The 13,131-nt window shown below is 43.1% G+C and carries 8 protein-coding genes, 1 tRNA gene and 1 pseudogene; 3 read left to right on the top strand and 7 right to left on the bottom strand.

Features of this window, described 5'->3' with window-relative positions; all coding sequences use genetic code 11:
- Positions 1 to 172: 172 nt before the first annotated feature.
- Together JN178_RS14685 and JN178_RS14680 are read right to left on the bottom strand one after the other, a co-directional pair.
- On the bottom strand, positions 173 to 3,193 hold the full coding sequence (locus JN178_RS14685) for an AAA domain-containing protein (RefSeq protein ID WP_202262193.1): 3,021 nt from the start codon (positions 3,191 to 3,193) through the stop codon (positions 173 to 175).
- A 104-nt stretch (positions 3,194 to 3,297) separates the two neighbouring features.
- Positions 3,298 to 4,809, bottom strand: a complete 1,512-nt coding sequence (locus tag JN178_RS14680; protein ID WP_202262192.1) for a serine hydrolase domain-containing protein — start codon at positions 4,807 to 4,809, stop codon at positions 3,298 to 3,300.
- 414 nt (positions 4,810 to 5,223) lie between these two features.
- On the opposite strand from JN178_RS14680, the gene JN178_RS14675 reads away from it, so the two are divergent.
- Both JN178_RS14675 and prfH read left to right on the top strand, forming a co-directional pair.
- The gene (locus JN178_RS14675) at positions 5,224 to 6,405 is read left to right on the top strand and encodes an RNA ligase RtcB family protein (RefSeq protein WP_202262191.1); all 1,182 of its coding nucleotides are present in this window, start codon (positions 5,224 to 5,226) and stop codon (positions 6,403 to 6,405) included.
- Positions 6,402 to 7,031, top strand: coding sequence for a peptide chain release factor H (gene prfH / locus JN178_RS14670; protein WP_202262190.1), 630 nt, complete (start codon positions 6,402 to 6,404; stop codon positions 7,029 to 7,031). Before JN178_RS14675 ends, prfH begins: the two co-directional genes overlap by 4 nt.
- A gap of 34 nt (positions 7,032 to 7,065) precedes the next feature.
- On the opposite strand, the gene rtcA is transcribed toward prfH, so the two are convergent.
- The 5 genes and pseudogenes from rtcA to JN178_RS14645 all read right to left on the bottom strand — a co-directional run bounded on the left by rtcA (position 7,066) and on the right by JN178_RS14645 (position 11,036).
- Positions 7,066 to 8,109 (bottom strand): RNA 3'-terminal phosphate cyclase, encoded by a 1,044-nt coding sequence (rtcA, locus tag JN178_RS14665; RefSeq protein ID WP_202262189.1) that lies wholly within the window; start codon positions 8,107 to 8,109, stop codon positions 7,066 to 7,068.
- A gap of 3 nt (positions 8,110 to 8,112) precedes the next feature.
- Positions 8,113 to 9,339, bottom strand: coding sequence for an RtcB family protein (locus JN178_RS14660; protein ID WP_202262188.1), 1,227 nt, complete (start codon positions 9,337 to 9,339; stop codon positions 8,113 to 8,115).
- Between the two features lie 116 nt (positions 9,340 to 9,455).
- Positions 9,456 to 10,565 carry a slipin family protein gene (locus JN178_RS14655; protein ID WP_232369579.1) on the bottom strand — a complete coding sequence of 370 codons (1,110 nt, stop codon included), beginning with the start codon at positions 10,563 to 10,565 and terminating at the stop codon, positions 9,456 to 9,458.
- A gap of 259 nt (positions 10,566 to 10,824) precedes the next feature.
- A tRNA-Lys gene (locus JN178_RS14650) sits at positions 10,825 to 10,897 on the bottom strand.
- Positions 10,898 to 10,964: 67 nt separating this feature from the next.
- Positions 10,965 to 11,036 (bottom strand): annotated as a pseudogene (locus JN178_RS14645).
- Between the two features lie 257 nt (positions 11,037 to 11,293).
- Here JN178_RS14645 and rtcR point away from each other — a divergent pair.
- Positions 11,294 to 12,892 (top strand): RNA repair transcriptional activator RtcR, encoded by a 1,599-nt coding sequence (gene rtcR / locus JN178_RS14640; RefSeq protein ID WP_202262186.1) that lies wholly within the window; start codon positions 11,294 to 11,296, stop codon positions 12,890 to 12,892.
- The last annotated feature ends 239 nt before the right edge of the window (positions 12,893 to 13,131 follow it).

Genomic DNA, 13,131 nt, shown 5'->3' with positions numbered 1-13,131 from the left:
GAGATTCCTTAGTGCACTACGGTAAATATGGACAAACCAAAACACGACCAAGTTTCTAAGTTTACATGGTAAAACTCTTTTTCTTGCTATGCGATAACACAAATATCTATAAAATTGCACAGTTGCAACCTGCTAAGCGACCATTTTTTGAAGGTTAAACTTCCTTTAGAACTTACATCTGTTTGTGGTTTATTACAGATTTTTGCGTAGAAAATCTAGTTAATAAACCTTTGAGTAAGCTTGAAGGGCTAGACGAATTGTCAGCTCCGAAAATATTAGCATCACCGAAAACAATAAAAGAATTTTTAGCTCTTGAAACAGCTACATTTAGCATATTGCTTCCGCGATCGTAGAATTTACTACCGCTACCATCATTTGAAGCATAAACGGAAGAAAACAAAACCACATCACATTCAGCGCCTTGAAAAACGTGAACCGTCCCCACTTTTATGCCTACAAGTCCGTGCTTATTAAGCGCTTGGCGAATAATTTTTTCCTGCATTTTGAAGGGAGTAATGATTGCAACAGCTTTTTCAAGTTTGTTATCACATGCTAGGGCCTGCTTATTTTCAATGATCCACTTACAGATAAACTCAGCTTCTATCAAGTTAATGCGGCTGGTTCCGAGGCGTTGAGAAAAGCTTACATGATTTACAAACCCCATCGATGGAAAAAGTTGTTCTTTTGAGCTTTCACCACGCAAGGGCTCCAAATGCCCTTTATAGACTAGTTTATTACAATAATGAACAATTGAATCGTAACAGCGCCTATGCTCGGTTAAGAACAAGCCTTTTTCGAGGTCCTCAAACTGACAGTAATGCGACTGTCGTTGGGCAACTTTCATTAAATTACCACTACTTGCAATCATCTCGCTGTCAAGCCAAAACGATTCATAGTCAAGTTGCTTATTAATCAAATTAGTTAACGTCAAATTTGCTTTGTCTACCCCTTTGGAAAGACTCCATACAGGTTCTATTTGATTGACATCTCCCACTAGTAAAGCTTTTTTGGCAACTAAGAAACTTGCCGCTGCGACATGAGGAAGTGCTTGACCGGCTTCATCAACAATCAATAGGTCAACACTATCAACCATAGGTGTACTTTTCCAGCCGTCCCCATCCTTTTCAGAAACTTCAAAAAAGTTAGGAAGCATGTTGAATGTCGCGACAAAGCAGGGGGTTAATTTTGCGTAGCGTCGATAAGCTTGGATTCTCTCAGCTGGTGTTCTAGGCTGACTATTCATTCGAGAAGCATCATTAATCCAACGAGCTTCCCAATAGTGAGTAGCCAACTTAAACGCTCTAAAACGCAATTGAGTGTCAATTCTATTGACTAAGTCGCCATAAGTTATTGTTTCTATTTTCTGATCTAAAGACACATTGCTTAATAAGTCAGTTAGCAACAGTGAGTCCTTTTCGAGTTGCTCTTGGAATGATAGTGCCGTAATGTATTCGTTTTCAAGTTCTGCTAGATCAGTCGAAAGTGCTATGCTTTTAGTGCTGATCGTATGGCGAATAATATTATCTGTGATTAAACCAGCGTCTAAAGTATTGATGGACAGAAAAAGTTTACGGGCTAGGATTTCATTGTTTAAACTCCATTGCCTTTTGACTGCTGGGATAAATGAAAAAAGTTTTGCAAACCAAGGTCGTTTTTGCCACTGAAGCAAAAATTCTGTGATAAGAGATTCATTGTTTGCAATGGCACATTCTAGCTTTCGTTTTTCACTAGATAACTTTTCGATTTGAGAATATAGATTCTCTTTTGAGCCATATCGCTTTTCGCAGATATTCAATTGCTGTTTTGTATTTAAAAACTGTTTTTGAATATTTTGCTGCATTTGAGTGCACTGACATAGCGCTTTGTAAAGTGAATCTTCAGCTTGCTTAACATCGTCAACCTTGTTGTCGATGCTCCATGTATTAAAAGACATTAAGAAATGTTTTTTCATCTCTTCGATGGGCACATCACTTTCCATCGCCTGCATGATGCCCGCCCCTTTTTTAGTAACATAAGAATACGGGTTTTCTTTATTAGCCTTATTGTCTCCACAGGCATAAAGGCCATAGGCATTGATATTTGGTAACCAACGTCCTTTCAATGCCTCCTCAACATTAGTCTCTTCAATCTTACTAAAACTATCTAGAATATTCGTTACAGCCTGATTACTACTTGAAGTTGCAACGACAATCGGGGGTTCTTTTCTTAGTATAGCAGCACGTACCCATGAATCTGCTACGACTGATCTCAGCAGCGTCGTTTTGCCGGTGCCGGGCGGCCCGTTAACAGCTAGCAAGTCTCCTTCATCCATCCTTGCTACGTAATGAAGAGCATTGCGCTGTTTTTCCGCTAAAGGAAATTCAGCAGTCATTTGCCCAACATGGTTTTTACATTCTTCGATATCAAGTGTTAGATCTCTATATGGCTTTTCTGCGGCAGAGTGAATCGAAAATACTTTTTTGAATAATTGATTCAATTCCGTACCACGCAAAATCGCATCATATATTTTCAGTATATGAAAGCCTGCGACAATAGGCGGCTCAAGTAAAACTAAACTAATATCCTGACGAATTTGATATTCGTCGAGCAACTCATAATCTTGTAATGTAGGTGACAATTCATCTTTTTTATTAATGATTTTATCGGCCAACAAACTCGCAATCATTCGATCACAATAGTCCGTTAATTCAGTCCAGTTCGCTGCGTTGAATGGGTTTTGATCAATAAACTCATCCATAGTACTCACTTTTCCGAATGGGATTTGATCTGATTGATTAGGAGCTAAGCATTCTCTAGGAACGTAAGGCGGTTTGTCACTGGGTTGTAATTCACCAGTTCTATTTAAGCGAAGTTGTGCGACTATTGGAGCAATTATGGGGCTTGGTTGACCTACAGATTTTCCTGCTGAGACTTTTATCAAATCGACCCTTGGCATCAGAACGATCTCAATTTGCTTTGTTGTCTTATCTACTTTAAGTATCTTAAAAATGGCCTGAGTTATTTCGGAATCTAATTCCCCCGACTGCCAAACGTTCGACGCAATAGCAAAAGGTGCATCTCTTTTAACTATGCTATGCTTGCGTGGTTTTATTGCATCTAGCAGTGACTGGGTGTTTGGTGACAGACGTTCACTATCGATTATAGACCGCCTAAAATACTGAGCGAGATTAATAAAATGTTTATTAGTTGTCATTACGATTCCCTGTAGTGTATTACTAATGTGGTATTTTTTACTTCTACAAGATTGGCCGAATACTGTAGCTGTTAGGCGCTATCTCTGTGCACGATACCCAATACTTACTGAATCCTAATCCCCCGAATATCTCCATCCATCACAAGCGCCTCGACCAACCCATTTTCTTCATCCATTTCAAAACGAATACTACTGCCATTCTTCGCAAAAAATAGGCCTTCACCTTCATGAAAATACTCTTCATTTTCAACATAAGGTATGGCGTTAAGCATAAAACCGTTGGCTGTTTTTTCTAACACCACATCAACAATAACTGGTTTGGTTACCGCATAGGTGCCGATGTATTGGCTTAGTTCGTCTTGGCTAATGGGCACTAGTGTTTTAATTTCAGCTTCTGAGTAGCCAACGTCCAACGCTTCTTTTAAGCGTATTTCTAGTTCAGTGATTAACTGCCTACCGTTGTTGCCATTTGTCATAATGGCGTAGCCATTGCCCGAACCTAGCTCAATGTATAGCTGCGACATAAATCCAGCATCTGCGCCGCCGTGGCCAAAGCCTAAAATCTCACCGTTGTCATCCATATTGATGAAAAAGCCTATTCCTACATTGGGTGGCTCAATACTTGGCGTATTGTTGGTTAACATTTCTTGTGCGGTAGCTTGCGATATCCAGTCTGTGGTTTGCCCCAAATACGCACTGCGTACACTACTTGCTAACTTCAACATGTCTGATGGCGTACTCCACATGCCAGCTGCAGCTAGTGTGGCGTAGGTATGCGCACCACCTTTAATTGGCGAACCGTCACCGTCGTAAGGGGTAGCCATATTGTTGGATAGGTTTGTCGTTATGGGTTGTTCGTATCCTGAACGTGTCATGCCTAAAGGTTTGAATAAAAGCCGTTGCGACATAGTCGGCAAAGGTTCGTTAGCTAAGTCTTGCAAGGCAAGCTGCGCCAGCGTGGTGCCGCCACCTGAATAGCGCATCTGCGTGCCTGGCTTAATATCAACTATTACTTCGCTGGTGTTTGCAGGCTCGCTTCCTTCTAACACTTGCTGCAAAGTTGGCACTGGCTCACCAGCGGCGTAACCGGGGAAGCCGTGCACTGTAGTGCCTGCTGTATGGCTTAACAGCCGGCGTAACGACACCGCCTCTTGGCCTGTCCATTCGTGTTCGGGCAATTGCCAGCTGGTAAGCAAGTTATTTATGTCGGTATCTAAATCAATGGGGTTATCTTGGCGATACTTCATCAATACTGCTGCAAATGCGGGCTTAGAAATACTGCCTGCTTGGAATACTGTTTCTTCATCAACCGCCAATTCGGTTGTTACGTCTTTAACACCGCTTTGCATAGTCCAAGCTAGCTGTCCATTTCGCATAAATGCGACGGACACCCCTGGCACCTTGTAATGCGCCAGTCGTTGTTCTAACGACTGAAAATTAACCGCTTGCCCTTCAATGCGAATACGCCCTGCTAGCCCCGTCTTTAAAAGGTTGGCTTCTTGTGTTTCTTCGACAGGTGAGGGGGAGGCCGTTAAGGTTTCAGGTTCCGCGCAGCCTAAAAGTGATGCTAGGCAAATGGAAAGTGTTATAGCGGTAAGTGTTTTGGCTGATTTCATTATAGGTATTCCGTTACGCGTTTTCATTCCAAAGTAGTCACAGAGTACGTTGCTGGCATTACTGCGTCAATTAATCTGCTACGCGACAAAAATTGCAGCGCAAGCATATACATGTAATCACTTTACTTAACTCGCTTAGTTCGCAATTTTTAAAACATTTATTGCGTTGTGTTCATTGTTTCATTATGATGCGCGCGTTCAATTAATCATCAACTAACTGTAAAGGAGTAAATATCATGACAATTACATCATTTCCTTTGCAGGTCTTGTCCGTTAAGTAGCAGGAAGCTATCCAACTATATTTAGCTTTCTTGTAAAGCTGCGCCCCGGTCACATACCCGTTTAAAAAGACCTGCCAATTCATCCTTCGTTATAAATCCTTATTTTCTAAATAAAGAGAAAGGAATTGGTACTATGGGCAAATCCGTCCAAAAAATTACTGAAAACGTTAGCCTTATTGCGTCTGCACAAACGTGGATTGAAGGGTTAGCAATACAACAATTAATTAAAACGTCAGAACTTGTCGGTATGCAGCGCGTTGCTGGTATGCCTGATTTGCACCCTGGAAGAGGCTATCCCATTGGGGCAGCATTTTTCACGACAAACAAAATTTACCCTGCTTTGGTAGGTAACGATATTGGCTGCGGTATGTCGCTTTGGCAAACAACAGCGAAAGTATCCAAGGTCAATTTGGATAAAATGGCTAAGCGATTTAGCCACGTTGAATTGCCACTAGACGAAAGCTGGGCAGATACGGTTAATGTTAGAAAACGTGAAAAAGGTATAGCTATCAATGCGTATGATCATGCGTTAGGTACTATTGGTGGTGGCAATCACTTTGCCGAGTTTCAGGCAATTGAAGAAGTGTATGACCACGCCGCGCTAGATGAGTTAGGGCTTAACAAAACGCACTTGCAGCTTTTGGTGCACTCGGGCTCTAGAGGGTTAGGGCAGTCGATTTTGGTTAATCATGTCACTACGCATAATCACAATGGTTTGAATGTTAGCGATACGGGTAATGATAGCGATGACTTTACCGATTACATGGCCAAACACGATGAGGCTGTGCGTTGGGCTGAACTAAATCGCGAGCTTATAGCGATGCGCTTTCTAGCGGCTATTCGAGCAAAAGGAACATGCACGCTAGATGTAAATCATAACCTTGTTTCACCCAAAGAAATTGATGGCATACAAGGCTACTTACACCGTAAAGGGGCAACGCCGAGTGACCAAGGCTACGTGATGATCCCGGGCTCACGCGGTGACTACAGTTACCTTGTAAAACCACTTACGAGTGCCAATGCAAACATGGCGGTTAGCCTGTATTCGCTTGCTCACGGTGCGGGTCGAAAATGGAAACGTGGTGAGTGTCACGGCAGGCTTGGGCACAAATACAAACGCGATGATTTGTATCGCACGCCGTTAGGGAGTCGTGTAATTTGTGGCAACAAAGAGTTGTTGTACGATGAAGCACCTCAAGCCTACAAAAAATGCGAAACCGTTATTAGCGATATGGTTGATGCAGGGTTAATAGAGGTTGTCGCAAAGCTACGCCCCGTTTTGACCTTTAAAACCAATGGAGATTGTGCATCATGATCTTATTGCAATTATCTTCAGGGCAAGGGCCTATTGAGTGCTGTAAAGCTATTGGTTTAGCAACAAAGCTAATTACCAAAGAATGCAATGCAAATAAAGTTAGCTGTAGTGTGATTGAAGCTGTGGAAGCCAATGCGCCAGGTTGTTTTAAGTCGGTACTGTTAAAGCTAGATGCTGCGGAAACGCATACTGCTAAACAATTAGCCCTTGCGTGGCAAGGGCCAATGTTGTGGGTGTGTGAAAGTCGTTTTAGACCAAAGCACAAACGCAAGAACTGGTTTTTCAGTGGGCAGGTGTTTGAAGTTAACGAAACGGAAATGACCGACCACATCACCTATCAGGCGTGTCGTGCATCGGGTGCTGGTGGTCAGCACGTAAATACAACCGATTCGGCGATAAGGGCTACCCACACTGAATCTGGTATTTCAGTACGTGTTGAAAGTGAGCGCAGCCAACACGCAAACAAAAAGCTAGCGAAAGCGTTGTTGTTTCAGAAGCTTGAAATGCAGAAACAATCACAAATGAGCTTGCAAGAAAAAGTGCGTAGGCAGCAACACTGGGAACTTGAAAGGGGAAACCCTGTAAGAACCTTTAAAGGAGAAAAGTTTGCCCTAGTGACTGCATAAAGTCGCTAGGGCAACGCCTGTTCATCAGGTTTAGCTAACGCCCAATAGAAATTGTCCAACATGATTCGTCGTCGTGATGTTGCTTTGCGCTTACATTGATATCAACAAACTGTTTTATAACGCTTATGTTCGTAGTGGTGTGAGGCGTTGGCTTGGTGGTGGTAAAACTACCGCCACCTGCTAGCACCATAGGAATAAGTAGCTGGTCAGCCAGCTGCTCTTCTATGGCCGCGTTTGAGCGAACAAAATTTTTTACACGGCCAGCGCAACGTTTTGCTACGCGTTCTGCCGATACTCCAAATTCACCCACCACTTCAAAAACGCTTGTGTGTGTATTGCTGGAAAGGCGCAATTGAAAGCTATTACCAGGGCCGCGCGAGTCAACATTAGTTACTAAGCTTGCGGCATCATGCCAGTTTAATATAGCTTTGGCAGTTTTCACTTCTCGCTCGCCTATGGAAAGTGGAAGCTGGCTTACCAAGGCATGTAGCTGACAGTTTTTCTGGTTTGCAGCAAATTGTCTGGCAGCCTCATTCAACCTTAATTGGCTTAAACTTACGGATGGAGCAATATCTATTTCCCACTTGCCTCCGCCAGCAGGGTAGAAGCCGAGCGATGAGCGCTTAACCTTGCAATAAATGCCCATGTGTTGCAAAAGCGGTAAATAAGAATGCTCCAAGAAGCACAACGATGGCGACATTCCGTTATGAGTACCGCCCTCAAAGGTCACTCGTGAAGCTCCATTGGCCAGCGCCAAAACAGGCAAAATGGTTTGGCATACCAACACTGTGCTACCTGCAGTGCCAATAGCAAAACGATACGCTCCAGGTTGCACCACACCGGGAGTAAAGCGTATATGCTGAGCACCTAGTTCAACACCCTCTGTAGTTGCGTTACATATTGCTTGTGCAGCCATCACAGCTGTTAAATGCTGTCGCAATAAGCCAGGTTTTTTGCGGTTGGCCCGAATGTTAACAATTTCAATTGGCCGCTTTGTGATGATCGATAGGGTCAGCGCTGTCCGTAGCACTTGTCCGCCTCCTTCACCTTGTGCGCCATCAATTACTAAGTACGTCATTGTTTATCCCTTAACGCATACTACTTGCTTTAGGGTGTACACCACCTCGACCAAATCTTTTTGAGCTTCCATCACCTTATCTATGTCTTTGTAAGCATGCGGAATTTCATCAATTACCGATTCATCCTTACGACACTCTACACCTTGTGTGGCTTCAATTTGGTCTTTTATGTTGTATACCTTCTTTGCCTGAGTTCTAGACATTACACGGCCTGCGCCATGACTACAGCTGTTAAAGCTTTCTGGGTTGCCAAGCCCTCGTACAATGAACGAACGCGCTCCCATACTTCCCGGGATGATGCCCATCTCACCCTTCTCGGCGCGCACTGCACCTTTACGGGTAACAAAGCAGTCTTTTCCAAAATGTCGCTCTCGCGAGATGTAATTGTGGTGGCAATTCACCGCAAGCTCAGCAGTTGAAAATGGCGTTGGAATTTGTTTTCTTAATGCTGCAATGGCATTAATCATCATAATTTCGCGGTTCTTGGCTGCATAGTCCTGTGCCCATTCTACTGCTTCAACGTAATCATCAAAGTATTCACTGCCTTCTTCAAGATACGCCAAGTCTTTGTCTGGCAAGTTGATTTGGTGGCGCTCCATTTCCTTTTTAGCCAGCTCAATAAAATAGGTACCAATGCGATTACCCACGCCGCGACTACCTGAATGCAGCATTATCCAAACGGCATTGTTTTCATCTAAGCACAGCTCAAGAAAGTGGTTTCCAGTGCCCATGGTGCCTAAATGATTTACGTGATTACTCTTTTTGATCGCAGGGTGCTTTTCACAAATACGCTCAAATCTTGCTTCAAGCTTCTTCCATTCTGCCGCCACAACATCGGGTATATTATGCCAAGCCCCTTTGTCTCTGGAACCTCTGGCTCTCGCACTTCTTCCATGAGGAACAGCCGCTTCAAAAGCGCTTCTTATACCAGATAGGTTGTCCGGAAGTTGGCTGGCAGATAATGTAGTTTTGGTCGCCACCATTCCACAGCCAATGTCCACACCTACAGCAGCAGGAATAACAGCGTCTACAGACGGAATAACACTTCCAATTGTAGCGCCTTTACCCATATGTACATCTGGCATCACGGCTATATGAGAGTGAACTAGTGACATTCCAGCAATGTTGTTCAACTGCTCTTTAGCTTTGTCTTCAAAAGGAACGCCATTTGTCCATGCTTTTATGGTTGCTTTTCCTTTGCTTTCAATAACGTTGTAGTTACTACACATTATTTACTCCTTAATTTTTTATTAGTTGTTTGTTAGTTGTAGTGGTGCGTCAACAGCGGGCTGCAACATCTTGTTCGCTGCAGCCCTTTCCGTTTCCTATTTTTCATGCTCGTTTGCTACGCTATTTTCACTACGCCATTCATCAGGCCTTCTAGGCCGCCATACACCGTCAGGTTGCCAATTTTATCTGACACCTTTTCAAGCGCTTCTAGCTCTTTCAACCGCATCAAAGTAGGGTTGTTTTCCATCACTTTGGCTGTATTGTGCAAGCTTCTGGTAGCTGAGGTTTCTTCTCGTCTCTTAATAACATTAGCTTCTGCGGCTTTCTGTGCTTCTACCACCTGATTCAGGATGGCTTTCATTTCGCCGGGCAAAATAATGTCCTTCACACCTACATTTATTAGCGATATACCTATTTCTTTCAGTTGTTCCGATACCAACTCTTTTACCGTTTCGTTAACGTACAACTTATCTAACAGGATATCGTCTAACGATTTAGTTCCGACGGCTTCTCTAAGTGCCAGCTGCAAGGTTTTGTAGACATAGTCATCAACCTTATCAACGCTTCGCGCTGCTAGCTCTGGGTTCTGCACTCTAATGCTTGCACTCAGGTTTATTCTAAGGCTCACTCTGTCTTTACTCAGAATTTCCTGTCCGGAGATTTCGAGCATCTGAGTCTTGCAATCAAATGCCTTAACCTCAATGGTGTGATTGAATTGCCAAAAAGCGTGTTGGCCAGGCTCCAATCTTTGGATGAACTTCCCATTCACATACAACAGGCCAACGTGCTCTTTTGCTACGGCTACGTCAGCAATTGGCTTCGCTGCAACTGTGCGATTGCTTCTTATCAATCTTGAAGCGCTGTTTGCGCCTGCCCGATTAATTAGGAATAAGAGCTTTTCGTCGACGGCGAGGTTGTCGTCTATCGAAATCGTTTCCAGTCTTAATTCGCCAGCATCTTTCCAGAGGTATATATGCTCACCCGGCGCAACGATGCCTTGCAGCAAATCATTTACGTACAGTAATCCGGCCTCGCTGCTTGCTAATTTCCAATGCAAGATATGCTCGCGCAAAGTTTCCCTGTTTCGAAAGAGCCTATCTGCGTTCTTTTCAGAGAAATACAGTTCATCGATGTCGAAAGTGATAAATTCAAGTTCATTTTTAAAGTCCCACATTTTGTACTTTCCTGGCAGCAGGACACTAGTCAGCTGTTGATTCTTGAACATTAATATTCTTTGATTCTCAGCGACGGTTACTGTTTTTCTCATTAGATTATTCTTCAACATCACTAATTTCCTTTTATTCTTTTCTCCACTTTGGCAAACGTCTTGTAGCTAAGTGGTGTTAGTAAGGGTTAACTGCTTTACTGACAAAGACGTTAGAGTATGAATAGCAGGGAGCATCCAGCTTGCTGCGAGTCGTTTCTCATTAGCGTTCGTCAGTCATTGGCAAAAACGGCTTACTAACGTGTTTTACAATGTGTTTATAGGGTGGGACTTGAACCCACAACAATCGAATTAAATGTTCGATGCTCTACCAATTTGAGCTACCTGTATTTAAGGAAGGATTCGAACCTTCGCCAACGGTTTAACGCCGTTGCTCTATCCAGCTGAGCTACTTAAATAGTATTAAGATGGGAGTCGAACCCATGACCGACGAGTGTCTATTCGCTGCTCTTCCAACTGAGCTACTTAATACGCTGTTTGATTAGGTATGCGCAGTCACAGAGTTCAACGCACCAGTGTGAATTTTTGAATCACAACCGCTTAATCAGACTCTTTCTGTACTTCAATCAATGTGCCAATCTCTGCTTCAAAAGTTATTTTTTATTTAAGTTTCTGTTTTTGTTTGTTTATTTATTCTATTTTGATTGTTTTGAGGTGCTTTTTTAACTTGACCAAAATTAGATTTTGTATTTATATGGATAGTGATTTATCTATTTGGATATTCGGTTGTGAAGAGTACTGTCGTAGTAAGCCTGATTGGCACTCAGTTGGATTATGTTGGAAAGCGAGTTGATCGCTGGGATAAATGGCGCCCCAATGTCAGTTTGTGCAGTCAGGAAGATTTGGTAGTAAACCAACTTCACATGCTACATGATAATCATAGTACTAAGTTGGCCAGTGACGTAGCGAGCGACATAGCAGGTGTTTCGCCCGAAACAGATGTTGTGCTGCATAATGTGAACTTTGCCAATCCGTGGGACTTTGAAGAGGTTTATTCGAAACTTTACGATTGGTGCCAGCAGCATACTTTTGACACTGAAGAAAACGACTATCTTTTTCATATAACAACGGGTACGCACGTTGTACAGATTTGCAGCTTTTTGCTGACGGAGAGCGGGCATTTCCCTGGAAGGTTGATACAAACGTCGCCGGATAAAAAAAATAGCAATAGGGCCATCGGCAAAATTCAGATTATCGACTTGGATTTATCTAAGTACGACCAACTCGCCACTCGTTTTGACCGAGAACACCTAGAAGGGAAGGCGTTTCTTAAAGGGGGAATTCAAACCAAAAACGAAGCATTTAACCGCTTAATTACGCAAGTTGAAACGGTCGCTATTCGCTCCAGCGATCCAATGTTGCTAACTGGGCCAACAGGTGCAGGAAAGAGTCAGCTTGCCACACGCGTTTATAAACTGAAGAAAAAGCGGGGTATGCTGAAAGGGGATTTCGTTTCTGTAAACTGTGCAACGCTCAAAGGTGAGAATGCTATGGCCGCGCTCTTTGGTCACACAAAAGGCGCATTCACTGGTGCACAAAAAGAGCGCAGTGGCTATTTGGTTACAGCAAACCAAGGCATGCTATTTCTCGATGAGATTGGTGAACTGGGCTTAGAAGAACAGGCCATGTTACTTCACGCTATAGAGAATAAAACGTTTCATCCGGTAGGGAGCGATCAAACGGTTAGCAGTGATTTTCAGCTAATTGCTGGTACCAATAAAAACCTTAAAGCAGAAGTTGAGAACGGTAAGTTTAGAGAGGATTTATTAGCCAGAATTAACCTGTGGACCTACGAACTACCAGCACTAAAAGACCGGAAGGAAGATATACCTGCAAATATCGACTATGAAGTTAGTTTGTATGAACAGAAAACCGGGCAGCGCATACAGTTTAACAAAGAGGCTAGGGAAACCTTCGAACAGTTCGCTGCATCAGCAAGAGCCATTTGGTCTGGTAACTTTCGCGATTTGAGCTCAGCAATTACGCGGCTTTGCACGTTGGCCAACTCATCACGAATTTCAGTTGATGACGTGAACGAAGAAATTGCCCGTCTAAACAGTGCGTGGCAGTCGTCTGATAACACTTCTTCAGAAAACATATTGCAAAAGTACTTTTCGAAAGCTGAAATTGAGCAACTTGATAGCTTCGACGCGCATCAGCTTAGCTATGTTCTTCAGGTTTGCAGCAAGCACCCAACCATGGCGTCAGCAGGTAGAGAGCTGTTTGACGTAAGCCGGACTAAAAAAGTGCAGGCTAACGACTCAACGCGCCTGCAGAAGTATCTTCACAAGTTTGGTTTGAGTTGGTCGCAGATAATGGGAGTGTAAATTCTTACTGACTTTTGAATACGGAAGTTGAGGGAGGCAAGCCGCAAGCAAAACTTCTCTTCAGTCATAAGATTTAGCGTAGCCAGTAGATGGACTCTATGGGCTACAGCTTTTATTTATCGTGGATTTGGAAAGATATTGATGTGCTCCTTCCAAATAAAATGAGAATGACGTTTTATAGGAAAGTCAAGTTTGACAAAAAGGATGTGGCTGTCTATTTTCATTAGTGTAGTAAATTC

This window comes from Alteromonas sp. KC3 (assembly GCF_016756315.1).
GTDB lineage: Bacteria > Pseudomonadota > Gammaproteobacteria > Enterobacterales > Alteromonadaceae > Alteromonas.
This window is presented reverse-complemented; position numbering and strand designations above follow the sequence as displayed.

Bases quoted from the DNA above. Each gene is read 5' to 3' on its own strand.
- JN178_RS14675 (WP_202262191.1), top strand. From the start codon at position 5,224: ATGGGCAAATCCGTCCAAAAAATTACTGAAAACGTTAGCCTTATTGCG.
- JN178_RS14685 (WP_202262193.1), bottom strand. From the start codon at position 3,193: ATGACAACTAATAAACATTTTATTAATCTCGCTCAGTATTTTAGGCGG.
- prfH (WP_202262190.1), top strand. From the start codon at position 6,402: ATGATCTTATTGCAATTATCTTCAGGGCAAGGGCCTATTGAGTGCTGT.
- rtcA (WP_202262189.1), bottom strand. From the start codon at position 8,109: ATGACGTACTTAGTAATTGATGGCGCACAAGGTGAAGGAGGCGGACAA.
- JN178_RS14660 (WP_202262188.1), bottom strand. From the start codon at position 9,339: ATGTGTAGTAACTACAACGTTATTGAAAGCAAAGGAAAAGCAACCATA.
- JN178_RS14680 (WP_202262192.1), bottom strand. From the start codon at position 4,809: ATGAAATCAGCCAAAACACTTACCGCTATAACACTTTCCATTTGCCTA.
- JN178_RS14655 (WP_232369579.1), bottom strand. From the start codon at position 10,565: ATGTTCAAGAATCAACAGCTGACTAGTGTCCTGCTGCCAGGAAAGTAC.